The organism is Thermonema lapsum (assembly GCF_011761635.1).
In the GTDB taxonomy this organism is placed as follows: domain Bacteria; phylum Bacteroidota; class Bacteroidia; order Cytophagales; family Thermonemataceae; genus Thermonema; species Thermonema lapsum.
Genome location: NZ_JAASRN010000001.1, coordinates 1163151 through 1187601, shown reverse-complemented (window position 1 = coordinate 1187601; position 24451 = coordinate 1163151). Strand labels below are relative to the sequence as shown.

Sequence of the window (24451 nt, the reverse complement as noted above, 5' to 3'; positions counted from 1 at the left end):
GTCCTGCAATGGAGTTTTTACGTTACAACCTTTTTGGTATCATATGGGGGCTACTCATTGCCTTTTTGGTACTTTTGCCTGGGCAGGAGATGCCCCCTACCGCTGATCTTTTGCTTTTTGACCGTGTGGCACATGCTTTTGTCTTTATGGTGTGGGTGCTGTTGCTTATTGTAGGTTTCAAGAAGCAAACTACGGTGCTTTACCTTCACTACTATGCCGAGCGGGCAGCCATCTTCATTGCCCTGCTCTACAGCGCTTTGCTTGAAGAACTGCAATTCTTTTCTGCGGGGCGCACTTTCGAGTGGGAGGATTTGCTGATGAATACCGTAGGCGTGCTTATGGGATGGATACTGTTTTTTATCATCTACAAGCTTTAGAAAGCAGCTTCGCCGACGTCGACGGCAAAAGCCATGCAGCTTTGTAGCAAGACTTACATGCGGTCAAAAAAGATTGGTTGGGAATGAGCTTTGTTTTCCTTCTCTTTTTTTGTATATTTGGCAAACCATAAAGGATTTCTTTACAAATTAACTACTTTGATTATAGGAAATTTCATACTATTCAAAAGTTCAAAGCAAGGGCTATGGATTTAGAAAAAAACAAACAAGAAACCTCTCAAGAGATGCCTTCGGGCACTGGTCAAAGCAAGGGGAGGGGCACACCCCTCTACAAAAAGAACCCAGAGGTGGACCCGGAGCGCTATACAGGACTCTTCTTTGCCTTGGGGCTGGTGATTGCTCTTTCATTGGTGCTGGCAGCCTTCAAGTGGCGCAGCTATGAGAAGAAGGAAATCATTAAGCAGAAAGAGATGGATGAGGTATTTGAAGTAGCGCTCGAGTATATCCCTCCGACGGTGCAGTTGCCGCCTCCACCCTCGGCACAGATGGTAGAACCCGAAGAGCCAGAATTGGTGGAAGTACCGGACGAAAAGAAAATTGAAGAAGTAGTGAAAATCCAAGAACAAGATACACCACCGGTGATTGCCCCACCCGTAACTGACGTAATGCCCGCAGTAGCACCGCCTCCACCACTAGAACCCTCCGGTCCGGTAGAGTCTTTTGCTGTGGACAACAGAGCAGAGCTGATGCAGGAGCTTGAAAACATTCGCATTTATGTACAAAAGAACGTAACTTATCCCCGCGAAGCCAAAAGACGCAATATCCAAGGTACTGTATTTGTTAAGTTTGTATTGAAAAAAGATGGTACTATTGGTAATGTGGAAGTGCTACGTGGAGGAGAGTTGGGCGATGGCATCTTGGCAGAAGAGGTGATACGCGTATTGAAGGGCACCAGCGGTTGGAAACCTGCTAAGCAGCGTGGACGTCCTGTGGACGTAAAGCTGAATATGCCCATCTCTTTCGTGCTGAAATAAAAGACACCAAAAAATACTCTGTCTTTTTTGAAAGCCACCTGCAACGGGTGGCTTTTTTCTATTCCCTACAAGCAAAAACTTGCTCGTCTTCCTTTTTCGTTTGCTTTTTTATTACCCGCTGTGGGCTTAAATAATGGGTTTTCTTAAATTGAAAGCAAAAGCCTGACCATGAACATTACTGCCTTTTATGAAACGCTTATACAGCACCTCAGTGAAGGTGTGCTCATTATTAAAGAAAGCGGAGAAGTCAAGTATGCCAATGCCGTAGTGGAGGAGCATCTGGGTTACCCCCCTGAGCGTCTAATTGGAAATAGCTTTTTGAATTTATTTGACGATAAAGATGCTGCTTACTTTGCGCGACGTCTGCAAGATGCTGTAGAGCGCAAACTACCGGCATTTTCTATAGAAGTGAAATTGCAGACGCAAGGCGGAACATGGCGATTGTGCCGCCTCCAGCTGCGCAATTGTTTGGCGTTGGCAATAGTGCATGGTTTCATTGTTTCCATATCGCCTCAGGAAGCGGCAAGCGCAACCAGCATGCAAGAAGGCGGTACAAATCAGCACAGTGCTCTCCTCTATGAAAAACTACGGCTACTCGTAGAACGAAATGAACAAGCCGCCTTGCTTTTGAATGAAAAAACCCAAGTGGTAGCCGCCAATGCTGCTGCTTTTGAACTGATAGAGAGGGTAACCAACCGCCCTCTGCAAGAGCAAATTACTTTGCTTCGTTACCTACCTGCTTCGGAACATGAGCACTTCCGCCGCTTATATGAGCAGAGTGCCCGCGGTTACTGGGGCGAAATGACTTTTGCCAAGGGGAAATATCTCATACATTTGGATACCATGCCTATATGGAGCGCTTCGGGGCAAGTGGCGGCTATCATGGTGCATATGAAAGAAGTCAGCCGCGAAGCACAGCTACGCCAAGAGCTTGTGTATCAGCATCAGCTGCTTGAGGCTTTGGACCGCGCCAGTTCCGAAATGCTGGTGTTGATTGACCAGCAGTTGAAGGTACGTTGGTTCAATCGGCAAGCCAGCCATATGGTACGCCTTTTCTTTGGTAAAGAGCTGAAAGTAGGCGTTGACTGGGAGTCGTTTGTGCAATTGCAAGGCGAAGAAAAAGAGCAATATTTGCAACATTTGAAAGAGAGCTTTCATGCAGAAAGTTACTTTCAAGAAGCTAAAATTACCGATATTCACGGTGGAGCGCATTGGCTGCAGCTGACCTACACCCCCCTGGATTCAGATGTGCAACCTATGCTTATCATCAGTGCGTTAGACATCACCAAAGAGCGCGTAGCAAAGAAGCGCCTGGCGGCACTCAACCGGCAGCTGATTGAGCAAAACAAAGAACTGGCACGTCAAGAGGCTGCCGCACGTATGATGAACGAACAGCTGCGCGCTCAGCAAAAACAACTCAAGCAAGCTTTTGAGGAGTTGTCGCGTCGCAATTTCGAGTTAGACCAATTCCTTTATAAAGTAGCCCATGACATTCGCGCGCCCATCACTTCGCTCAAAGGTTTGGTGCATTTGATGGAGCAGGAAAGCACTTCTTCAGGCTTGCAGAGCTACTTGGAGCATATGAAAAGCAGCATCCGCCGCTTAGATGGCTTCATACGCAGCATGTACACTTACACCAGCATAGAGCAAAAGCCGTTGAACTTCGAAGTACTAGATTTTGAAGTGCTGCTTGAAGAAGTAAAACGCGAGCTACAAGAGCCCCTGAATACCCACAACATCACTTTGAGCTATAAGGTGTTGGGCAAACAACAGCCTTTTGCCGGCGATAAAGTGCGCTTACATACCATTTTGCACAACATCATTTCTAATTCTATTCAATATGTCGATGAAAAGAAATCGAAGCATGAAATAAAAGTAGAAGTGCAGATTTTACCGCGCGTTGCCAAAGTAAAGATAGAAGACAACGGCACCGGAATCCCCCCCGAGCTTCAAGATAAGGTCTTCGATATGTTCTTTCGGGGCGATGAACGTTCAAAGGGGGCAGGCTTGGGATTGTATATCGTCAAACAAATCATCGCGCAGCTTCAGGGTAAAATAGATTTGAAAAGCGAGCCGAGCGAAGGCACTTCCATAGAATTAGAGATTCCCAATCAGATATCTGTTAAATAAGTTGTTTTTAAAACTATGATAGCAGTCATACAACGTGTTTTAGAAGCCTCTGTAACAATAGAAGGTAAGCAATACAGCAAAATAGGCAAAGGATTGCTCGTGCTGTTGGGAGTGGGGCAATCCGATACGTCGGAAGATGTGGATTGGCTCGCAAAAAAGCTGGTCAACATGCGCATCTTTGAAGATGAGGAAGGTAAAATGAACCGTTCGCTTATCGATGCTCAAGGCGAGCTGTTGGTGGTAAGCCAATTTACCTTGCATGCCTCTACCAAAAAAGGCAATCGTCCTTCTTTTATAGAAGCAGCCCCGCCCGACTTGGCAATTCCTCTTTATGAGTCTTTTGTGGCACAGTGCGCAGCATTGATGGCAAAAGAAGTGAAGACAGGCGTATTTGGCGCTGACATGAAGGTGGCGCTTGTCAATGACGGACCAGTAACCATTATTGTAGATACAAAAAACAAGCGTTAGTTTTTTTATCCGCTTGTAAGGCGTGGTTTATCGGCAAAAACAGGACATTGGAGGAGTATGTGCCCCAATGTCTTTTTTTATTGCCTCATTTGCAAAGCACAAGCCCCCGCAATTGGTCCTTTTTTTGCTTAACAACATGAGGGCAGCCTTGGAAAATGAGGCGATTGGCAAAAAAAAGTAGTACATAAAGATGTTTGACAAAACTTTGTTTGTTTTAAAATTTGAAAAGTGAAATATGCTAAGGTTGATGTTTTTGTAAAAAATTGTAAATCAAAGTATTGTGATGAATTTTTGAGTATTGAGTTTTAGAAAAGTACTATATTTGCACAGCAGTAAACCTAACTTTACATATATGGAAAACCTTTTGATATACTTGTCTTGGTGGGGAATAGGAGCAGCTTTGTGGATTTTGTGGCGTATGGTAGTGACGTGGGTGCGCTACCAAGCACGCAACTTGCGGCATCAATGGCAGCGAGTGTGGTATAGCCGCCTAAACCTCTTCCTGCAGAATGAGTACAAACTATTGCTCACCTTGGGCTTTTCGGTGTTTGTACTCAGTTTTGTAGCCCAAGCGTATGATGTGGAGCCGGAGGCATTTACCCATTTCTTTTGGGTTGCGTTTGTAGCTACCTTAATTTTAGAAATAGCAGAGCATTGGCTTTATGAAGAGGGCAACCAACACAGCTTGCGCAGTGAGTTGGCAAAGGCTCTGTTGTTACTCAACAGCCCCCTGAGCATCATGCGTTTGCTGGTGTTGGGTTTGCTCTTTCCCTTTGCCCTTTTGCTTAGAGCGCCGGAAGCCGTAGATAACGTTGCTGTATTGGTTGTAAAGCTGAGCACTTATGTCTTAGGGGCGGGCTTGCCTGTGCTTAGCCGCAAGTTATGGCAATATAGCACCCGGCGCGAAGCCGTCAACGAAACCTTCGATGTATCGATGATGAGTGTGGAGCGCTTCGATGCCTTGTTGGTGAGTTGCTTCTCCGCGTTGCTGTTGGTGAGTGCTCAACTGGACCTGCCTTTTGCCTCGAAAGAAAGCGAAACCTACAAATCTTTGGCTATTGTAGGCGTAGCCCTGCTTTTTAGTGGTATTTTGTTGATTTCTTCGGTGATGAAAGTATATCGTCGTTATCGTGGGCGTGATTACTGGCGTGTGAAATTGGCAAGCGCTCTTCTGATGGGGGCTTGGTTGTTATTTGTCAGTCATTATACTTTGCCCGACTACTGGGTGAGCCATCTGAATATCTACTATAAGGAAGACCTGCAAGTTGCATTATTGGCAGCTCTTATCGTAAGCTTTATTACTACCCACATCATAGCTTTTTACCGCTGGGTGCAGCAGCAATATACCCACTATCTGGTGGCACGTCCTGTTTTGCATCGCCTGCTTACCTATGCACTGCGTTTTGTCATTACGGCTTTGTGTGTATTGGCAGTAGTAGCCTTTATAGGCTATTCTTACCAACATTTAGGACTACTTGGCTTGTCTTTGAGTTTTGGGGTGGTGTTGGCAAATGTAGATGCTAAGCTCAGCTTGGATGTAGCACCTTTGTGGCACGTCGAGCGCCCTAAGAAAAAAGTAGCAGGTATTGGAATTGGTGACTAAATCAGCGGCAATTTCGCTAATTCTAATTTCTTCATAAAGCACTCCCAACAGGCAAAAGTAGTTTGGATTGATGCTGCCCCTTCTATTTCCGGAGGGGGCTTTTTGCTTTTTCGTACTAGTGTTTGGAACACTACCCCGCAGTATCGTATTATTGCAGAATCATTTTGAAGTAAAAGTTGCCGGATGTTATGAAAAAAGAAATACAATTACATAATCGTTATTTCGAGCTTTTTTTAGATGCAACTACGATTCAGGATAAAGTAAAAGAACTGGCAGAACAAATTAAAAAAGACTATGCGGGCAAACCATTGGTTTTGCTCTGTGTGCTTAGCGGAGCCTTTCGTTTCGCTGCCGACTTAGCCCGTTATTTAGACGATGCCACCGAAATAGCTTTTATCAAAGTGCAATCCTACGAAGGCATTATGAGCAGTGGTTTGGTACGCGAGCAGCTGGCAGCCACTGTAAATCTTTCAGGTAAACATGTTTTGCTTGTAGAAGACATCGTAGATACCGGAACCACCATCCATTATTTGATGGGCAAGCTTTACCAAAAAGCCCCCGCTTCCTTAAAGGTAGCCACTTTGCTGTTTAAGCCGGAAGCCTTGAAGCAAGCGGTAGAGCTGCACTACGTGGGATTTGAAATACCCAACCACTTTGTAGTGGGCTATGGGCTTGACTACGAGGAGCAGGGGCGCTGCTTGAATGATTTGTATATTTTGAAAGCCTAAAACAGCCTATTCCCTTATAGGAAGAGGAACAATCGGTAGGCTCCCAAACCCTTCTTTACTTAGCGACTGCACAGCAAAGAGATAGTGATCTTTGGAGTAGGGCAGGCGTATAGAGGTTTCGTTTGTTTGAATGCTTACTTCCCACTGAGGAGATTCGGTGGAGCGAATCAATACCCGGTAAGCCGAAGGCTTTGGACCTGTGGCGGGGGCTTGCCATTGCAATACGGTATCATTGCTCAGCTCTTTTACCTGTATGCCTACTTTTTGGGGTGGGGCAGGTGCCCAAGCCAAAGAAGCTGCCGTAAGCACGTTCAGTACAGTATTTTTACGCAAATACTCAAAATCCATGAATTCGGGCAGGTCGCCATAGTGTATGCCCTTTTCGGTGCGTACGTTTTGATGCTGATGCCTGAAATCCTCGTTTTCTTCACATACCCTAATAGCCGTAAAACCTGCCTCATTGAAAGGGGTATGGTCGCCTCCGCGCAGGAAGCGGTCTTTGCGGTAAACCAAACGCACCTCGAGATGAGGGATATGTTCGTGGGCTATATTTGCCATATAGCGTGCCAACTGCCGGCTGGGGCTTTCGTTTTCATATCCCAGCAGACGCAGCAAGCGTACTTCGTCTTCGCTGGCGGCGACAGGAATGCCTTCGCTAAAGACCCGTACTCGCTCGTTTTGACGGATGCCCAGCTCCGAAGAATAGCTGTTGCCCACAATATCGTTGTTGAGCACAGCCACAACCTCCCAGTTTTCTTGTTTGGCTCGTTGTGCCAGGTGGCGGGAGCCGTAGAGTCCTTGCTCCTCTCCGGAAAACAGTACAAACAATAGAGTGCATGGAAACTCGTATTGCGAGAGCACCCGAGCCGCTTCCAAGACCAGCGCACAGCCTGAGCCGTCATCATTGGCGCCCGGGGCATCGATGCGCGCATCCATGACATCAGAGGCACGAGAATCCAAATGGGCAGTGATAAGAATTACACGGCGGTCGTTGGGGTTGGTGCCCGGCAGCCATGCCATCACATTTTTCATCTCTACTGGATGGGGGATGCGCCTGCCATCTGGCGCTACCGTGAAGGCGTCGAACTCTATGCGTAGACGGGGTGAATAGCTTTTAAATTGGCGGGCAGCCCATCGTCGGGCAGCGCCTATGCCACGTTGGTCAGATAGCGTGTCGCTAAGCGTGTGGCGGGTGCCGAAGGCAACCAACTGTTCCACATTTTGCCGCAGCCGTGAGGCAGATACTGCCTGTTGCAAATCATAGAAGGAGGCAAGGTCTTGCGAAAAGACACTACCTGCTGTGCAAACTGTGAACAGCAGCGTAACTATTTTTTTCATGAGCATGTATTTGGTTTTGTCTTAGCTGAAAAACGAAATATTGCTATTTTTATTTTCTGTGAAATATTTTTTTGGTGATTGTATTTTTTTTAAATTGCTTCCATTACAAACAATGCTGCCCAATGCTTTCTGTTTACGAATGCCTGCTTTTGCACCATAGTAGTGTTCGAGAAGAAGAACACTGCCGGACATTGACGCTTTCTGGCTTTCCGGAAGAAAGTATGCTTGCCGATGCCTTGCAATGTTTTATGAAAGAAGAGGAGCAGCAAGCACCTAAGCCATGGTGGATATTTGACTTTTCTCGTTTGTCCTTGCTTGATTGGAGCTCTTTTCAGTTGTTGGGAAAAACTCTAAGTTGTAGAGTAGAGCATTGTCCGCCAGTAAATGGGTTGATATTTGTGCTACCAGAAAATCCTTTCGTACGCGTGTGGCTTGAAGAGGTGCTGCAGGAAGTGGAAGAAGAGGTGCCCGTGTATTATGTATGTTCTTGCCAAGAAGCCTGGCAATTAGTGAAAAAAGTGCTTTAAAACCATGATGAAACTTTGGCATTTCTTGCTTATGCCCAGTTGTAAAACTGGGCATTTTTGCTTAGCTTAAAGCCAATCAGCAACAAGCGCTTAAAGCTCATGGTGCTTCCTGAAGTCATCATTCACCTGCTCATTAAACTGTGTAGTATTCGCAAACAGCTGAGTTGGCAGATATACTGCAATTATGTGGATGCCGCAGGTAGAAGTATTTTTCATATTGTGCTCAACGACACGGTGCGTAATACACGCTTTGCAAAACTTACTTTTTATGCTGACACATTGGAGGTCTTACAGTGTCAGTATGTAGGCTACAAGCCTTCAATGCCTGTAGAACTCACCGATTTGCTTCTTGAGTTAATCCATTTTGAAATAGAACAGACATCTACTTTTTGATTTTGGTTTCATTTACTTGCATGAGTCATATTTAGTGATTACTTTGTATAGAAATTAAAAGTATCGTTCTAAATGTATATAGGCTTATGCATGTAAAAAAAGGCTGCTTTTGTCTATTTTTTCTCTTTTCATTCTTTTCGGTGATAAGCTATTGGGATTAAATGTAGAGCAATAAGTGCTGGCGCAACCGTATGCTTCATAAAATGTAATCTTAGATGTTCATGTAAAACCAAACAATCTTCATTACTTTATGAGATTTGCTTTATTCAGTGTATTTTGTCCGTTTTTCTTTTTACTTAGCTATGCTTGCGTACAAGCACAGCCAACTCAATGGAGGGTTGTGCCTGTGGGAAAGGAGCAGCTTTCAGTGAGTCTGACCGAATACGCTTTTTACTTAGAAGACCCGACGGCTGCTTTGAGCATACGGCAAGTGGCGTCGCCGGCATATGCGGACAAGTTTCGCCCGATAGGCAGCAAAAACTTCAACGCAGGTTATACTGCCTCGCGCTATTGGTTGCGGCTGTCTATTGAAAATACTACCAACGAAAGCCAAAAGTACTATCTCGAGCAGGCTTATCCTTTAATTGACACGGTTGCACTCTATGAAATTGATGAAACAGGCAATATTACAGAGCGTTTGGGGGGGGATATGCTGCCAAAGCACTTGACAGAAGTTGATTTCCGGCACCCCGTCTTTCACTTGCAGCTGGCACCTTCTGAAAGAAAAATCTTATACCTGAGCTTTCGCACGGAAGGCACCATGAGCGTCTCTTTGCGTTTGTGGCAGCCGGATGCTTTTCGCGACTATGTATCGGACAGTCAGCTCGGTTTCGGAATTTATTATGGCATCATGCTGGTGATGCTGTTATATAACCTGTTTATTTTCTTCTTTTTGAAAGACAAGGTGTATCTGCTGTATGTGTTCAACATTTTTGCCCTTATGTTTTTCCAAGCAGAGTACACGGGCTTTGCTTATCAATATTTTTGGGGAGAATTCCCTTGGCTCAATCACCGTTTATTTCCTGCTTCTATTGCTGTTTTAGCTGGTGCGGGCACTGCCTTTGCTTATCGCTTTTTGGGTGTAGAGCAGCTCTCAGAGCATCTAAAAAAGCTATTTTGGTTTTTGCTGGCTGTGGCAGCTTTAGAGTTCTGTCTGGCTTGGTTGCTACCACATACGCTTTCCAATAGAGTCAATGCGGCAAGTAGCATTCTCATGGTTTTAGTCTTGATTGGGGTGGGTACATATGCCTTGCAACGAGGGGTGGCAGTGGCTCACTTTTTCTTATTGGCATGGGGCTTTTACCTGTTAGGGGCGTTGATGACCTTGCTGCGTGCTTTTGGCTGGTTGCCCACCAATTTCATCACCTTTTATAGCATACAAATAGGCTCGGCATTGGAAGTGATACTGCTGGCATTGGGTTTGGCTTATCGCATAGACTTGCTGCGGCGCGAGGTAGTAGAGAAAGAGAAACAGGCACGTAGAGCAGAAGAAGAGAAGGCTCGCTTAATACAAGAGCAAAACCTTCGCTTGGAAGAGCTGGTAGAAGAACGCACGCAGGCGCTGGAGCTAACCAACCGCCGCCTGACCGACAGCATACGCTATGCCAAACGCATACAAGATGCCATCTTGCCCCATAAAGAAGCTATCTTCAAATGCTTCCATGATGCTTTTATCTTCTTCCAGCCGCGCGATATTGTTTCTGGTGACTTCTACTGGTTTGCTGAAACCGAAGACAAAGTGTTGGTGGCAGCCGTAGATTGCACGGGGCATGGGGTACCCGGAGCTTTCATGAGCCTTATTGGTAATACTTTGCTCAATGAGATTGTGTACGAGCGGGGTATTACGCGTCCTTCCGAAATCTTGCGTGAGCTGCACAAAGAAATACGTACTGCTTTAAAGCAAGAAGAAGGAACTGGCAGCGATGGCATGGACCTGGCTCTTTGTTCCTTCCACAAAGACCTGCAAGTGATTGAGTTTGCCGGGGCTTATAATCCTTTATGGTATGTAGCCGATGGCGAACTTTTTGAAGTAAAAGCAGATAACATGCCTGTGGGAGGAATTCGTCGAGGCGTAGACCGCTATTTTACCAACCACCTCATAGACATCAGCCGTTATGAGCATGTAGAGTGTTTTCTGTTTTCAGATGGTTTTGTTGACCAGTTTGGAGGTCCTCGCCGCAGGAAATACATGCTGAATCGTTTCCGAGAGACTATTTTACGTTGCTATACCGAATTTGTCAGTGCTAAGTCGCAACATTTGTTTTTGCATAAAGAATTTGAGGATTGGCGGGGCAATGAAAGTCAAATAGATGATGTGTTGGTAATAGGCTTGCAAGTCAAATGGCAGGGTAAATATGCATTAAAAAAGGAGTGAGCATGCATTTGCCATGTTTCTCGAAGAGTTTAGTTCTTTTACGTAGGGAAAATGCCATGAAGATATTATATTCAAAGCGGAGCCTTTCTTTCAAGGAAATGGCAGTATTGCCTCGCCTGTGAAGTATTAGATTGGTTGCGAAATAATATTTGATTTGATAAATATTTCAATTGTAACTCATTGAAAAAGAATCTGCTTTTTGCAACAACTTTATTACGAAAAGAAACGGATATATCTAGTTGCTAATTCCATTTTCAGAAATTTGAGTTGTTTCGGAAGTGCGGCTTCAATGCAGTGTTTTGGTAGTTAGATAAAGGCGGTGTGCTTCTCGGGAAATGGGGCGCAGTCTTTTTTCGAAAAAACGACTCCTCCGGTTATCCGATAGTGGATAGTAATAAGCGATTTCCTTTATGTCATCACTTTGGTGTAGATGTTCTGCCAAAAGGGAGAACAGAAAAGGATGTGCTTGCTTTACATGAAGCGATACAATCAAGAGTGTATCATTGCAAAGGCGCTGGGTTAAGCACCATCCAAAGGGGACATCCTGCCGATAAATGGCAAAGCTGTGGTCTGCATCTATGGGTAGTGGAGGCACCAATGACAAAATTTTGCTGCTAAGAGTAGAGATTTTATCTCGAATGTCAGAAGGCAACTCTTTCCATAATTGCAGCTGTAGAGGTGCTTCGCTGCTTTCTTTTACCTGCATCCAAGGGCTTTGCAGTAGTCTTTGTTTGGACATAATGCCCCAGCTCAAAGCGCGTGTGGGAAGGCTCCACAATCGATTGAGTAAGGCTTGCTTGATGAGGGAGAACTCCGGCAAAGCGTCGGAAAGTAAAAACAAGAGATGCTCACTTTTGTGCTGTCTTGCCAGTTGCTCGCTCTGTTCTATGAGCACAGGCAGCAGCGAATAATATTGTTCAGAGGCATGTAGTCGTAAGATGCGGCTTTTGCGTTGTGTAGGCAAGTGATTTATCAAACTGAAAGCTAAAGACTTACCTTCCGGGTTTTGGGCTGTAATCAAAGAAAAAGGACCTTCTGGCAGTAGCAACCCCTCCTTTTGTATGCCCGGTAGCAAATTAGTAAGCTCAGCGAGTGATATGGATTCTATGGTTTTCAGTTGAGGAGTCATAAGTCAAAAACAAATTGAAGAATCTTTTTACAATCATAAAAAAATAAATGTGCTCTGTCAAAGTTTTTGTTTGCTGCGGCTTTCGTCTTTATGTTAACGTTATTTTGTTAGTACTGGAATAAAAGAGCAGCAGATAAGTTAATAAAGGAATTTTACCACTAACTTGCGAGCCATAAATTGTAAGCATTAATTCATGAGAATGAATAAAAATAAAAAACGTAGCCAGTATATACTTTATTTTGATTTTTGGGCTACTGTGCGCTTGAGCATCCCTATTATTGTAGGGCAGTTGGGCATTGTATTGATGGGGGTGGTCGATACAGCTATGATTGGACGTGTAGGCAAAGAGGCATTGGCGGCAGCGGGTGTAAGCAATGCCGTCTTTTTTTTAATCGCCATTTTGGGTATTGGCTTGCTTAACATCTTGTCGCCTATGATAGCAGAGGGGCAGGCACGGCGGCAGCCGCAAACTTTAAAAGCTTTGTTGATTGGGGGCTTTTGGGCGGCTACTGCCTGTGCACTTTTTTTGGGTATGGTTATGGGGGGTGTCATTTGGCAATTCGAGCACTTGGGGCAGTCACCGGAGGTTACTGCTTTGTCGCGCGAATACATGACCATTTTGCTGAGCTCGCTCTTTCCTATGTATTGGTTCTTATGTTTGCGTCACTTTACCGACGGCATGGCGATGCCTCATTTGTCGATGCATGCTACTTTGGTGGGACTCTTGCTCAATATCTTCCTGAACTATTTGCTGATATTCGGGCATTGGGGCTTACCTGCTTTGGGGCTTGCCGGTGCTGCTTGGGCTACTTGGGGAGTGCGCTGGGTGATGACTTTCATCCTCTTTTTCTTTCTGCTTCGCTTGCCTACTTTCGATTTTCTTAAGCAGTGCCAGGTATCTATACAAGCTTGTCGCAAAGCTTGCATGCGCATCATCACCAAAGGGATAGGCACCGGTCTGCAGCATTTTTTTGAAGTGGCAACTTTTGCTTTGGCAGCCATCATGATAGGGTGGGTGAGTGATGTAGCGTTGGCAGCGCACCAGATAGCGCTGAATATGGCAAGTGTCACCTATATGATATCTACAGGTATAGCGGCAGCGGGTGCCATACGGGTGGGCAACGCTTTGGGTAAGGGGCGTTGGTCGCGTGTGGCACGTGCCGGCACGGCAGCTCTTTTGGCTGCTATGTTCGTGATGGCTGCCGGCGGGCTGCTTTTTTGGTTGTTTCCCCATTTCTTGGCTTCCCTTTATACCCATGAAAAAGACGTATTAGCAGTAGCCGTAGAGCTGCTATTGATTGCTGCTTTCTTTCAGCTTTCCGATGGTATTCAGGCGGTAAGTTTAGGCATCTTACGGGGCTTGCAAGACGTGCTCTATCCTACGGTAGCCACTTTAGTGGCTTATTGGGGAGTGGCATTGCCAGTAGCTTACTATTTGGGCATTTACAAGCAAATGGGGGCTTGGGGCGTTTGGATAGGATTGTTGATAGGACTTACCTTGGCAGCAGTTTTTTTATGTGCGCGTTTCTTTCTCTTGCTGGAATCCCGGGAGAAAAAAGCAAATAATATGTGAACATAGTATTTTTATTTGCAATTCTTTTTATATTTAGTAATCCTTTTCAAAGAGGGATTTTTATGGATACAAACCCTAAACGTACGGTGAGTAAATTACAAATAGATAGCTCGGAGCTGACTCCAAGGATATTGTTGGATGCCGGATTGGGAAAGATAGAGATTGAAGGTGTGGCTATCCCAGAAGATACCCATAAGTTTTTTGCCCCCCTGCTACAATGGATAGATGAGTATAGTAAACAACCACGCCCCAAGACCATCGCTTCTTTCAATATCACCTATTGCAATACCAGTTCATCGATGTATATCGCTGAGATGCTACGTCGTTTGCGTAAAATCAACCAAGCTGGCTATGAAGTGTCTGTCAATTGGTATTATGAAGAAGACGACGAAGACATGCGTCTTTTAGGCGAGGACTTCCGTCGCATCAGCCAACTGCATTTTTCTATTATTCCGATTCCTCCGTTGGGATAGGCGAAGCGGCGTAATGTAAAATAGCTTCTTTTAGGTATTCCTTCTTATTGAACACAAACAGATGTCCAATATCGTCTGGGTTGATGAGCCGTAGAGGCACGTGCCCCAGTTTTTCTTTTACAAAGGCACTATTGTCCGGAACTATCCTGTCTGCTTTTCCATGAATGAGGGTTACGGGACATTGTATATGTTGCCATCCGTCTTGTATTGCTTGTAGGTCCTCCACATGACGCATTTTTTCTATTTGGGCGTGTTCGAGGGCGGTAGGTAGCACCCATCGGAAATACTCCAAAGGGCGGTTGAACCAAAAATACTTTTCATTTTCGGGGTCCAGAGCAGGAGCTGCCAAGATTAAAGCTCGTATTTGTCGGGGAGCAAGCATGCCCATGCGTGCAGCTACTGGTCCGCCATAGGAATACCCCACTACGATAGCTTGCTTTTTTTGGGTGTGTGTTGAAAGAAGCGCTAACAGCAGGCGGGCTTGGGTGTCGATAGTGGGTGGGGGCAGCTCAAAAGATGAATAGCCGTAGCCGGGACGGTCTATGAGCACAAAATAAACTTTCTTTATGAGTGAAGTATCTTGGGCATACGCTAAAAAATCGCGTGATGAGCCCGGCGATCCGTGTACGCAAAATACGGCTTGCAGACTGGTATCACCCACAACCAAGCTGCGCAGACGATACTGCCCAACTTGAGTGTAGTTGATTTGCAGGGGGATGCCCAGCTTATGAAAGCGGTGCTTTAGTTTTGTATCTGGTATCCTGAATTGCATGCAACCTGCAATAAGAAAGAGACTACTCAAAAGCAGCAGCCCGACGCTTGTAAGTAGCTTGGTATGTTTCGCCATGGCGTTTTCTTATAAGTACCAAAGTAGAGTCATTGGGCATACGTACGTCAAGCTCAAAATAATAGGGAGCCGCTCGGCTTTGTGCTTTTGGCTCAATATAATGAAATCGCTTTATCTTGATGCGCTGCTTGTGGTGTATGAGCTGCCACTTCCCCTCGCCTTTCAGATTGCCTATTTTTAATTGATAGTTGCCGTCTTTTTCAAATGTAACCATACTTTGTAGGTCATTGGCGGCGCTGCTATTGGCTGTGCTTTCTTCCCAAGTACCCCACAAATGGTGGGGATAGACTTTTTGATTTTGTGCATTCAGCGAAGAAGAGAAATAAAAGTAGCACAAGAGCCAACAGATAAAAAGTAAACGAATCATTAGGATTTGAGGATTTGTTTTTGAGGCTATTTATGAGAGCAGCGAAAAAAGCACTGTATGTTGCCATGCGCAATGAAAAAAAGCAAAAAGCACCTTTGGTTTAAAAGGCGCCTTTTGCTTTCCAGAACCCTTCAATTACAGACGGTTCCCAAAAGGTGAACCAAAGGGCATTCCGAACGGATTTCCAAATGGTGCTTTCATAATAAACATCCTCCTTTGCTTTTTACGCTTAACAAATGTAATAAATATTTTAGATTTTACCAAATTTTACTTGTTGATTTTTAATCATTTCTTCTATTGCCACTGGTAAATACCTCCGGAGGGTATAAAGTAACCCTCAGGCAATATTTTTCCCATTCAGAGAGGCGGACACTATGCGAAAAGAGAGAGGAGAGCCACACAAAAAAAGAAAGTGGCGGAAGTAGGAAGCCCTCTTCCCCTAAAAAGCAAAAGGGTAGCACTGATGCTGTCTTTTGAGTAGATGATGGCGATGTATGTTTAACAAGCTCGGCGGGTAGAAGGAGGGCTGGGGGAGTATTGCCCGCTGAGCCCTGATGCGGAAGCGGCAAATTTTATTTTTTTAGTTAGCTTTGAACTCGCGATAAATTTTGTTCATGTCTTTTTAATAAATTTGGGTCGCCAATGCCAAACCTTTCAATAAAGCTTTTAGCAAAAGACTTATAGTTATTTTGATAATTTCTACTGATGTTATTTATATAGAATTCCATGTCATTCGAATTTAGATATTTAGCCAAAAGTTTTAAATCTCCGTCATATTTAATGCAGTATCCGGCGTAAAAAGTGTACTCTTCTTTTTCCCACACAATAAAATTTGGTTTTAAATTTATTGGAGAGGTTAATATTTTCTTACCAAATGAAGTATCAAGTCCTTGTGACCTACCAAATGCATACCATGCCACAGGATTTGACTTCCCCTTGTCGCGCGCATCAAGGATTTCTTTAATCGTCTGAAAATATTCGTAAGTGTAAGGATATTTTTCTTTTAGTTCATTTTCTTCAATAATAACATGTTTATCGCCCGCTTTTTTATAGGGGAAAATTATAAAGCGGTTTTGGTCTTCATTAGGATTTTTAAGAACAGAAACTTTTACTATTGGTTTTAGAATTTCTCGTTCAATTTGAAATTTTCTACCATCTTTTAATGTAATCTCTACAAAGTTGCCTTTCATTATTGGGTCCTTAAAAATGTAGTAATCATCTGCAAGTGTAGTTATTCCAACATGAATCTTGGCAATTTTACCTAAAGGCAATCCTCGCTTTTCAATTTCATTTAATTTTTGAAGGATATCATTTGAAGTTAAAATCCAATTATCCTTATTTAAATTTTCAATATCTATGTTATCAACAAAATTGATACTTTCTCTGCTTCCCTTGAATAAAGAAAAGGTGCTTTTCTTGTGATTTTTATCTAAGATGGTTATTAAGGAATAAGTTGTTGCGTTTTCAAATAATTGATTATGTTCGAAATCAATCAGTGTTTTTAGTATTTTATTAAACTTTATGAAGTTTCTCAGACCTTCGCCGGCTTTTGTTTTAAGATATGTATTAGGCGTAATAAAACCTAACTTCCCAGTTTTATTTAGTAAATAATAGCCAAGCTCAAAAAATGCAATAAAAATATCGGTGGAGCCTTTTTTGCATAAGTGCCAGTCATTTTGGATTTTTGCTCTTCTTTGTGAGCCAAGGTGTTGAATTCTGATGTAAGGCGGATTACCAACAACAAAATCAAAAAAGCCAAAAAAATTACTTATAAATGACTTATCTAAACTATCTGCCTTCAAAATGTTCCATTGTATATTTTTAAGTTCGTATTTTTCGGCGATATCATCAAGTCTTGCAATGCATCTTTGAACAGCATTGTCGTCAATGTCAAAGCCAAATATATTATTTTCTATATTTTCTTTAATATCTTTATTTTCAATATTCGCTCTCTTTGCGTCTTCAATAAATCTGACAAGTACTTCGCTTAAAAATGCTCCGTCTCCGCAAGCGGGGTCAATAATTTTTTTGTAATAGATATCATTTTTATAATCGAGATGGTCTAAAATCAACTCTACAATCCATCGAGGAGTATAAACAACTCCATTTAATTTTTTTTCATTGATTTCCATGCTCTAAGTTTTTGTTTTACCTGTGATGTCTTTGCTCTTATTTTTTAATTTAAATTTTTTAAATCTACAAAATAGGCACGCTCTTGTTTATCAAAATCTATTATCGCCTCTATTTAAATTCTTGGCTATTTTACCATTACAAAGACGGATGATTTTTTACAACGATTTCAATTTTAGTAAGCAACTATAGGGAACCCCTGTTTTTCCCGCAAATTCATCTTGAGAAGGCTCAAACTGACGGTGCAATGCCTTGATTTTCTTACCCAATTTATTTCTTTGATTATTTCCCATCATTTCATTTGCCAACACTAAATTGTTTTGCTATAATTCCATACAAGTAGATGATAACAAACAAAAGTAAAAATAGCAAACAAAAAGCAAAGCCCGCCTCTGGTCAAGATAGAGCTTGCGCCGACATTTTTTCAGATTGTTTGGCGCTTTGTCTGTATGCTTTAGAACGGGCGGGCGGAAGAGGGGGAAATATCGTCCGTCGAGCTTGATGCCTGAAGGATGCTTTCAGGTCTTTCTTGGGCGACAAATTGTTCTATAAATTTTTTAATCTTTCAATTTCTTGTTTTATCTCATCAATAACTTCAGTATTATATATCTTTTTCTTATCGCCTTCTTTTATTGAAATAACATAGAAAACCTTTCCCCCGTATTTGGAAGTGAATTTTTTATGTGTCGCTTCTTGATTTTTTCTTTCATTTATAATTTGCGTAATAAAAGCATAACCCGCTGGTTTAATTTGCAATCCTATATATTTATCTTTTATTTTAATGAAAAAGTCTACATTAAATAATCTATCCCATTCATCCGGAGCCGGCTCAATTTTTACTCCCAAAATATCTTGCAGTTGCTCATAGACGGTCTTTTTTTCTGTCATATAACCGTCAAATGTGCGATTTATAACAAGATTAATTACATAGTTGATACAATCTTCCTCCGTAATTTCATCAATCTCGGCTCTTAAAACTTCTGTTATTTTAACATAAAATTTTTTGCCTATTTCAATCAAATGTTCTTTTGGATATACATTCTTAAAATAATATTCTTCCCATTCTTTAACCGTTTTTGGAGAACATTTTCTGATTTCATCAGAAACAGCTCCAACCATTCGCTTTTTCTGAAGTCCCCAACGATTGATTGCACTATTTAATATCCATTCTTTAGCCATGATTTTGTGATAGTAATTTTATAAATTTGTCTTTATAGCGAAACTCTATATTATTTTCGACATCTACTAATTTATTTTTAATTAGATGCGCATTGATAAAAGTTTTATTTTTTAGATAAAGATAGCAAAGTAAATTCCCTTCACTGTCATACTTGTGATTGTCAAAACGCAAAAAAACTTTTTGATTCTTTAGTTTTGTGTTTAAAAAGCTTAAAGCCGTTTGCAGTGTTTCTTTTTTAGGCTTTACTCCAAGAAGTTTAATTTTTAATCCGTTATTTAGGATTAAGCAATCTGGGCTCACAATTTCCTTTATTGAATAAAACTTTTCTTTTTTAGGATTTGAAAAATCTATTTTTGAACCGAAATTTAATTTTTTGGGGTCAACTTTCTTATCAAATTTAACTGGGTCGTGAAATTGATAAGGTAAATTTAATATTTTAGACTTCCAATCTAGATTTTCTATTTTTTGATTTATAAACTCAAATTTTGCTTTTGATTCTATTAGTTCGTTGGCGCCGACTTTTTCTTTAATGATAGGTAAGAATTGCGGGTTAATTTCATAGCCAATAGAATTACGATTCAAATTTTTTGCTGCCAGGGTTGTTGTGCCGCTTCCCAAAAATGGGTCCAAAATAGTATCGCCCACAAAACTAAACATTTTAATAAGTCTTTTGGGCAATTCTTCTGGGAACATGGCTAAATGCTTTGTTTGCTTTTCGCCATTAAAATTCCAGTGCCCCGAAAAGTATTCGTTCCACTCCTCTTTACTTAGCCTAGATTTTTCTTTCAATTCTTTAGACACTTTTGGTGAATTGCCCGGTTTTTTAAAAATTAAAATAAACTCATAATCTATTTTGATAATTCCATTTCGTGGATATGGAAAACTTCCCATAACTGTTGCCCCGCCTGTGGTATTCATGGTGGTCGGTTTTTGCCAAATAATTGCTCCCATATAATCAAAACCAATAGTTTCGCAAAACTTGATGATTTCTGTGCGAATAGGAATTATTTTGTATCTTCCATAATATACAGAACGGGCAAATTGATCTCCGATGTTTATACACAATCTGCAGCCATCATGGAGCACACGGAAACATTCACTCCATACCAGATTTAAATTGTTTATGTAGTCTTCATAATTATCATTAAAACCAATTTGCTCTTTTGAACCGTAATCTTTTAGTTGCCAGTAAGGAGGCGAAGTAACTATAAGATGAACAGATTTATCTGCCACTTCTTTCATCTCTCTTGAATCGCCAATTATGATTTTATGATTAGTAAGCATAGTTTATTTTTAATTAACACTCGTCCACTACTATATTGAACGCCTTGGCTATTTTACCACTACAAAGACGGATGATTTTTTACAACGATTTCAATTTTAGTAAGAAACTATAGGGAACCCCTGTTTTCCCCGCAAATTCATCTTGAGAAGGCTCAAACTGACGGTGCAATGCCTTGATTTTCTTACCCAATTTATTTCTTTGATTATTTCCCATCATTTCATTTGCCAACACTAAATTGTTTTGCTATAATTCCATACAAGTAGATGATAACAAACAAAAGTAAAAATAGCAAACAAAAAGCAAAGCCCGCCTCTGGTCAAAACAGAGCTTGCGCCGACATTTTTTCAGATTGTTTGGCGCTTTGCCTGTATGTTTCAGGACGAGATGGGTGAAATAAGAAGCGGGGAAGTTCCATCCGTCAAGACCGTTAATAAAATTCGGTTTGGGTATTTTTTAAATACACATCGCCAATCAAAAAAAAATCGCTGGCGAGCTCTTAGTTGTGAGCTTGCCAGCGCCAGGATTGCCTAACTGGCGGAGGGTGAGGGATTCGAACCCCCGGTGGGCTCATCACCCACAACGGTTTTCAAGACCGCCGCATTCGACCGCTCTGCCAACCCTCCATGCTTTCAAATGCTGATGCAAAGGTAGTGTGTTTTTGTAAAAGTGTCAAGCTTTTGAAAGCGATTATTTTTGTATTTGATAATAACTCTTTGACTTAGAATTGGAAATAAATAAAGGGCTGTACTTCGGCAGAGCTGGCTTGATAAATACCCAAAGCTGCCAAGACAAAAATAACTGCCTTGGCTGTGTCGGGCAGGGCAATGAAGCGACTTTCCATATTTTGTTTCCAATCCCTCGGCATCCAATGAATAAAGTAGCCCGCCAACATGAGCAGCATCACAGGGCGGTAGCTTTGAAATACTTCCGGCAACAAATGGGCTTGGAAGTTGAAGGCAATTTGATGCAACATCTGCCCGGCAATGTCCATAGCCGACAAGGTGAGGGTTTCGTTTACGGGAATGTCATTGACACGGAAGTAGATCCAACAAAAACAGACAAAATGGAAGGTAATCAGTTGGGCAAAGAAGCGATAGGCTCCCCGCGCTGGTCGCTCTTTGCTGTCGCCTTGCCGTATTTCCATCCAAAGTTTGTGCACAGCCAAAGCCAAACCGTGCAGAAAGCCCCACAGTAAAAAGCGCAGATGGGCACCGTGCCAGATGCCGCCCAGCACCATGGTTAGCATCAAGTTGAGATAGTTGGCTATGGCGCGGCTTTTTTGAGGCTGCAACAAAACAATACACCACCCAACAACAATAGCAACGGCAAGCAAACCACTGCCCCATGCTTTCAGATAGAAAGCATAAATGCCCAATAGCAGCACTACATGTGTGCCTATGTAGCCCAACCACCTTATGCTGGTCTTATACCATGCTAACCACAGCAAAAAGCACACAAAAAACCATACAAAGCTTTCCCAAGGCATGCGTTCAGCAAGCATCAAAATACTAAGGCTTAGCGGTATGCTCATGTAAGTAAAAAAGGAAGCGGTGCGGTTGCCTCCCAAGGGAATATAGAGATAATCGCGCAGCCATGAGGAAAGAGATATATGCCAGCGGCGCCAAAAATCGGTGATGCTTTGGGCTTTGTAGGGAGAGTCGAAGTTAAGCGGTAGTTGAAAACCCAACAACAAAGCCACTCCTATGGCTATATCGGTATAGCCCGAAAAGTCGCAGTAAATTTGTAGAGCGTAGCCGTAAACTGCCAGCAGATTTTCTAAGCCGGTGTAGCTGGTGGGACTTTCAAAAACTCTGTCAACAAAGTTGATAGAGATGTAGTCGGAGATAAGCATTTTTTTTACCAATCCATTCAGTATTAGAAACAAAGCATGTCCATACTGCTCTGTGCTGAGGCGGTAAGGTTCATATATTTGTGGTACAAACTCCGAGGCTCGCACAATGGGACCGGCAACCAGTTGTGGGAAAAAGGACACATAAAACGCAAAATCGAGGATGCTTTTTACCGGTTCAAGTTTGCCTCTGTAAATATCGACTGAATAGCTGATGGTTTGAAAGGTGAAAAAAGAAATGCCTACCGGCAGGAAAATGGATGTATAATCTAAGTTGGCACCTGTCAGCTGGTTGATGGTCAGTGCCAGATAGTCTATGGCTTTAAAGTCTGTTTGAAAAAGGTAATTGATGAAATCCGTAATCAAGTAGGCATACTTATAATAAGCCAGCAGCCCCAAGTTGACCACCAGGCTTATGACCAGTAAAACAGTACGGAAAGCTTGGTTGCGGCTGTGGTAGATGCGCTTTCCGATGCTGTAATCGACCAAAGTGCTGAAAATGAGCAGCAATAAGTAAAATCCACTGGATTTATAGTAGAAAAACAAGCTAAATAAGGTAAGAAAGGCTATTTTCAGTTTTTGGCTTTTGTAAATAAACTGATAGGTAAGCAGTACAAAGCCAAAGAAAATCCAAAACAAAGCCGTAGTAAAAATCAGAGGCTTTTGCGGGTTATATATAAATGCTTGACCGATGAGCTGTGTCCAATCCAACATAAGCGTGAGAATATGAACTAAAGTGAGCAATGAAAACCAAAAAACGCATGCAAGCTACTAAAAAAGCGACATCTTCAATAGCCTTTTTGTAGCTTTGTGCATTCAAATGAAGGCATACTTGTTATGAAAACCTATTGGAGATTGTTGGGCTATTTGCGCCCTGTGAGTCGTTATGTTGTCCCATTTTTTTTAAGCTCATTTTTTGGAAGCTTATTTGGGGTTGTCAACTTTACTTTTGTGATTCCTTTGCTGGAGGTGCTCTTCTATGACAAGCCACTGAATGTGGTGGAGCAATTGCCAGCTTTTGAGCTATCTACGCAGTATTTTGCCAACTTGTTCAATTATTACTTGGGGTATTTTTTGCAGACAAAAGGCAAGCTGAGCGCCTTGCAGTTTGTGTGTGCTGCGGTATTGGCATCGGTGTTCTTGTCTAATGCTTTCCGTTATTTCACGCAAAGGATATTGGAGGGCATGCGTGCTGACTTGGTTGCCCGTCTGCGCGATGATGTATTTCGCAATGTGGTGCATTTGCACTTGGATTTCTTCTCTAATCAACGGAAGGGCAACCTTATTACCCGTATTACTTCCGATGTGATAGAGGTGGAATATGCCGTGGCAAATTCATTGAGGGCTTTTCTGAAAGAGCCTTTCATCCTGATTATTTCCTTTGTCATATTGTTTTCCATCTCGTGGAAACTCACGCTCTTTGCTTTACTCTTTATTCCAGTTTCGGGGCTGATGATAGGAAGCATTATCAAGCGGTTGCGCCATTCGGCGTTGAATTTGCAAGCGGTTTTAAGCAACCTTACCAGTGTGATTGACGAGGCATTTGGAGGCATCCGCATCGTCAAGGGCTTCAATGCCGAAGGTTATATGCAGGAGAAATTTCACAAAGAAAACTGGCAATACCGACATTTGGTGCGCAAGATAGCCTTCCGCCGTGAGCTGGCACCTTCTGTTTCGGAGTTCATGGGGGTAGCTGTCATGTGTGGAGTTTTGCTTTATGGCGGTAGTCTCATTTTGATTGAGCAGTCTATTTCTGCCCCTTTGTTTTTGGGTTACTTGGCTGTGCTCTCGCAGGTAACCAAGCCTATTAAAGAAATAAGCAATGCGGTGAGTTCTGTGCAGCGTGGCATGGCATCGGCAGAGCGTATCTTTGAACTGATAGATACGCAGCCGGCAGTAAAAGAAAAGACTGGTGCAAAAGAACTCAAGGCTTTTGAAAAAGAAATCTGTTTTGAGCAGGTGTCTTTTGCTTATGAGGAAGGGGTGCCTGTACTCAATGACCTGAATTTCACGATTCCTAAAGGCAAAGTAATTGCTCTGGTAGGACCATCGGGAGGGGGGAAGTCCACCATTGCCGACTTGATACCCCGTTTTTATGACCCCATCGGGGGGCGTATTACATTGGACGGCATGGATTTACGTGACTATACACTCAAAAGCCTACGCGCCAGGATGGGCATCGTAACACAAGAATCTATTCTTTTCAACGATACCATTTTCAACAACATAGCTTTTGGAATGGAAGTAACACCCGAGCAGGTAGAAGAAGCTGCTCGTATTGCCAATGCGCATGATTTCATTATGGCTTTGCCCGAAGGTTACCAAACCATTGTAGGTGACCGGGGGGTGAAGCTTTCGGGTGGGCAGCGTCAGCGTATTAGTATTGCTCGGGCAGTATTGCGCAATCCCGATATTTTGATTTTAGACGAAGCTACCTCTGCTTTGGATACCGAGTCGGAGCGTTTGGTGCAGGAAGCACTCAATAAGCTGATGAAAAACCGTACCGCTCTGGTGATTGCACACCGCCTGAGTACCATACAACAAGCCGATGAGATACTGGTGGTTCAACAAGGGCGTATTGTGGAACGAGGTACGCATGAGTCTTTAATCCAGCAGACCAGCGGGCTTTACAAACGACTGGTGGAAATGCAGGCACTGTAAGTACAAAAGGTGGGGCATTCAGCAGAT

The 24451-nt window shown here is 42.8% G+C and carries 20 protein-coding genes and 1 tRNA gene; 12 read left to right on the top strand and 9 right to left on the bottom strand.

Annotated elements, in window-relative coordinates; genetic code table 11:
• Positions 1 to 8 precede the first annotated feature (8 nt).
• From FHS56_RS05180 to hpt, 6 genes are all read left to right on the top strand, one after another.
• Positions 9 to 377: a VanZ family protein gene (locus tag FHS56_RS05180; RefSeq protein ID WP_166918783.1), complete on the top strand. Its 369-nt coding sequence runs from the start codon at positions 9 to 11 to the stop codon at positions 375 to 377.
• 203 nt (positions 378 to 580) lie between these two features.
• Complete coding sequence (locus FHS56_RS05175) at positions 581 to 1369, top strand: energy transducer TonB (RefSeq protein ID WP_166918782.1); 789 nt, start codon at positions 581 to 583, stop codon at positions 1367 to 1369.
• A gap of 168 nt (positions 1370 to 1537) precedes the next feature.
• Positions 1538 to 3499 carry an ATP-binding protein gene (locus FHS56_RS05170; protein WP_166918781.1) on the top strand — a complete coding sequence of 654 codons (1962 nt, stop codon included), beginning with the start codon at positions 1538 to 1540 and terminating at the stop codon, positions 3497 to 3499.
• A gap of 15 nt (positions 3500 to 3514) precedes the next feature.
• Positions 3515 to 3967: a D-aminoacyl-tRNA deacylase gene (gene dtd, locus FHS56_RS05165; protein WP_166918780.1), complete on the top strand. Its 453-nt coding sequence runs from the start codon at positions 3515 to 3517 to the stop codon at positions 3965 to 3967.
• Between the two features lie 352 nt (positions 3968 to 4319).
• On the top strand, positions 4320 to 5570 hold the full coding sequence (locus FHS56_RS05160) for a hypothetical protein (RefSeq protein ID WP_166918779.1): 1251 nt from the start codon (positions 4320 to 4322) through the stop codon (positions 5568 to 5570).
• Positions 5571 to 5758: 188 nt separating this feature from the next.
• Complete coding sequence (hpt, locus tag FHS56_RS05155; RefSeq protein WP_166918778.1) at positions 5759 to 6298, top strand: hypoxanthine phosphoribosyltransferase; 540 nt, start codon at positions 5759 to 5761, stop codon at positions 6296 to 6298.
• Between the two features lie 6 nt (positions 6299 to 6304).
• Here the strand turns inward: hpt and FHS56_RS05150 are convergent, their stop codons facing one another.
• Positions 6305 to 7636 (bottom strand): M20/M25/M40 family metallo-hydrolase, encoded by a 1332-nt coding sequence (locus FHS56_RS05150; protein WP_166918777.1) that lies wholly within the window; start codon positions 7634 to 7636, stop codon positions 6305 to 6307.
• Positions 7637 to 7758: 122 nt separating this feature from the next.
• Here FHS56_RS05150 and FHS56_RS05145 point away from each other — a divergent pair, with 122 nt between their 5' ends.
• From FHS56_RS05145 to FHS56_RS05135, 3 genes are all read left to right on the top strand, one after another.
• Positions 7759 to 8163 (top strand): hypothetical protein, encoded by a 405-nt coding sequence (locus FHS56_RS05145; RefSeq protein WP_166918776.1) that lies wholly within the window; start codon positions 7759 to 7761, stop codon positions 8161 to 8163.
• A 99-nt stretch (positions 8164 to 8262) separates the two neighbouring features.
• Complete coding sequence (locus FHS56_RS05140; RefSeq protein ID WP_166918775.1) at positions 8263 to 8556, top strand: hypothetical protein; 294 nt, start codon at positions 8263 to 8265, stop codon at positions 8554 to 8556.
• A gap of 250 nt (positions 8557 to 8806) precedes the next feature.
• Positions 8807 to 10930, top strand: coding sequence for a 7TM diverse intracellular signaling domain-containing protein (locus FHS56_RS05135; protein WP_166918774.1), 2124 nt, complete (start codon positions 8807 to 8809; stop codon positions 10928 to 10930).
• Positions 10931 to 11216: 286 nt separating this feature from the next.
• On the opposite strand, the gene FHS56_RS05130 is transcribed toward FHS56_RS05135, so the two are convergent.
• The gene (locus FHS56_RS05130; protein WP_166918773.1) at positions 11217 to 12059 is read right to left on the bottom strand and encodes a hypothetical protein; all 843 of its coding nucleotides are present in this window, start codon (positions 12057 to 12059) and stop codon (positions 11217 to 11219) included.
• A 193-nt stretch (positions 12060 to 12252) separates the two neighbouring features.
• Here FHS56_RS05130 and FHS56_RS05125 point away from each other — a divergent pair, with 193 nt between their 5' ends.
• Positions 12253 to 13632, top strand: coding sequence for an MATE family efflux transporter (locus FHS56_RS05125; RefSeq protein ID WP_166918772.1), 1380 nt, complete (start codon positions 12253 to 12255; stop codon positions 13630 to 13632).
• A gap of 62 nt (positions 13633 to 13694) precedes the next feature.
• Positions 13695 to 14105, top strand: coding sequence for a DUF1987 domain-containing protein (locus FHS56_RS05120; RefSeq protein WP_166918771.1), 411 nt, complete (start codon positions 13695 to 13697; stop codon positions 14103 to 14105).
• Here FHS56_RS05120 and FHS56_RS05115 read toward each other — a convergent pair.
• The 7 genes from FHS56_RS05115 to FHS56_RS05085 form a co-directional block, all read right to left on the bottom strand.
• Positions 14080 to 14952, bottom strand: coding sequence for an alpha/beta fold hydrolase (locus tag FHS56_RS05115; RefSeq protein ID WP_166918770.1), 873 nt, complete (start codon positions 14950 to 14952; stop codon positions 14080 to 14082). The two genes, FHS56_RS05120 and FHS56_RS05115, sit on opposite strands and share 26 nt — an antisense overlap.
• Positions 14900 to 15319 carry a hypothetical protein gene (locus FHS56_RS05110; RefSeq protein WP_166918769.1) on the bottom strand — a complete coding sequence of 140 codons (420 nt, stop codon included), beginning with the start codon at positions 15317 to 15319 and terminating at the stop codon, positions 14900 to 14902. Before FHS56_RS05110 ends, FHS56_RS05115 begins: the two co-directional genes overlap by 53 nt.
• Positions 15320 to 15903: 584 nt before the next feature.
• On the bottom strand, positions 15904 to 17451 hold the full coding sequence (locus tag FHS56_RS05105; RefSeq protein ID WP_166918768.1) for an HsdM family class I SAM-dependent methyltransferase: 1548 nt from the start codon (positions 17449 to 17451) through the stop codon (positions 15904 to 15906).
• A 544-nt stretch (positions 17452 to 17995) separates the two neighbouring features.
• A complete protein-coding gene (locus FHS56_RS05100; protein WP_166918767.1) occupies positions 17996 to 18628 on the bottom strand; it encodes an MjaI family restriction endonuclease in 633 nt (210 codons plus the stop codon).
• Positions 18621 to 19913: a DNA methyltransferase gene (locus FHS56_RS05095; protein ID WP_166918766.1), complete on the bottom strand. Its 1293-nt coding sequence runs from the start codon at positions 19911 to 19913 to the stop codon at positions 18621 to 18623. The genes FHS56_RS05100 and FHS56_RS05095 overlap by 8 nt, the downstream gene beginning before the upstream one ends.
• Positions 19914 to 20446: 533 nt before the next feature.
• Positions 20447 to 20537: transfer RNA gene (locus FHS56_RS05090), tRNA-Ser, on the bottom strand.
• A gap of 95 nt (positions 20538 to 20632) precedes the next feature.
• The gene (locus FHS56_RS05085) at positions 20633 to 22477 is read right to left on the bottom strand and encodes an MBOAT family O-acyltransferase (RefSeq protein WP_166918765.1); all 1845 of its coding nucleotides are present in this window, start codon (positions 22475 to 22477) and stop codon (positions 20633 to 20635) included.
• 123 nt (positions 22478 to 22600) lie between these two features.
• Here FHS56_RS05085 and FHS56_RS05080 point away from each other — a divergent pair, with 123 nt between their 5' ends.
• Positions 22601 to 24424, top strand: coding sequence for an ABC transporter ATP-binding protein (locus tag FHS56_RS05080; protein ID WP_166918764.1), 1824 nt, complete (start codon positions 22601 to 22603; stop codon positions 24422 to 24424).
• Positions 24425 to 24451 lie beyond the last annotated feature (27 nt).

Coding starts and splice junctions, on each gene's coding strand:
- FHS56_RS05125 (WP_166918772.1), top strand. CDS start 12,253: ATGAGAATGAATAAAAATAAAAAACGTAGCCAGTATATACTTTATTTT.
- FHS56_RS05110 (WP_166918769.1), bottom strand. CDS start 15,319: ATGATTCGTTTACTTTTTATCTGTTGGCTCTTGTGCTACTTTTATTTC.
- dtd (WP_166918780.1), top strand. CDS start 3,515: ATGATAGCAGTCATACAACGTGTTTTAGAAGCCTCTGTAACAATAGAA.
- FHS56_RS05140 (WP_166918775.1), top strand. CDS start 8,263: ATGGTGCTTCCTGAAGTCATCATTCACCTGCTCATTAAACTGTGTAGT.
- FHS56_RS05170 (WP_166918781.1), top strand. CDS start 1,538: ATGAACATTACTGCCTTTTATGAAACGCTTATACAGCACCTCAGTGAA.
- FHS56_RS05095 (WP_166918766.1), bottom strand. CDS start 19,913: ATGCTTACTAATCATAAAATCATAATTGGCGATTCAAGAGAGATGAAA.
- FHS56_RS05145 (WP_166918776.1), top strand. CDS start 7,759: ATGCTTTCTGTTTACGAATGCCTGCTTTTGCACCATAGTAGTGTTCGA.
- FHS56_RS05135 (WP_166918774.1), top strand. CDS start 8,807: ATGAGATTTGCTTTATTCAGTGTATTTTGTCCGTTTTTCTTTTTACTT.
- FHS56_RS05120 (WP_166918771.1), top strand. CDS start 13,695: ATGGATACAAACCCTAAACGTACGGTGAGTAAATTACAAATAGATAGC.
- FHS56_RS05130 (WP_166918773.1), bottom strand. CDS start 12,059: ATGACTCCTCAACTGAAAACCATAGAATCCATATCACTCGCTGAGCTT.
- FHS56_RS05105 (WP_166918768.1), bottom strand. CDS start 17,451: ATGGAAATCAATGAAAAAAAATTAAATGGAGTTGTTTATACTCCTCGA.
- FHS56_RS05175 (WP_166918782.1), top strand. CDS start 581: ATGGATTTAGAAAAAAACAAACAAGAAACCTCTCAAGAGATGCCTTCG.
- FHS56_RS05160 (WP_166918779.1), top strand. CDS start 4,320: ATGGAAAACCTTTTGATATACTTGTCTTGGTGGGGAATAGGAGCAGCT.
- FHS56_RS05080 (WP_166918764.1), top strand. CDS start 22,601: ATGAAAACCTATTGGAGATTGTTGGGCTATTTGCGCCCTGTGAGTCGT.
- FHS56_RS05100 (WP_166918767.1), bottom strand. CDS start 18,628: ATGGCTAAAGAATGGATATTAAATAGTGCAATCAATCGTTGGGGACTT.
- FHS56_RS05180 (WP_166918783.1), top strand. CDS start 9: ATGGAGTTTTTACGTTACAACCTTTTTGGTATCATATGGGGGCTACTC.
- hpt (WP_166918778.1), top strand. CDS start 5,759: ATGAAAAAAGAAATACAATTACATAATCGTTATTTCGAGCTTTTTTTA.
- FHS56_RS05085 (WP_166918765.1), bottom strand. CDS start 22,477: ATGTTGGATTGGACACAGCTCATCGGTCAAGCATTTATATATAACCCG.
- FHS56_RS05150 (WP_166918777.1), bottom strand. CDS start 7,636: ATGAAAAAAATAGTTACGCTGCTGTTCACAGTTTGCACAGCAGGTAGT.
- FHS56_RS05115 (WP_166918770.1), bottom strand. CDS start 14,952: ATGGCGAAACATACCAAGCTACTTACAAGCGTCGGGCTGCTGCTTTTG.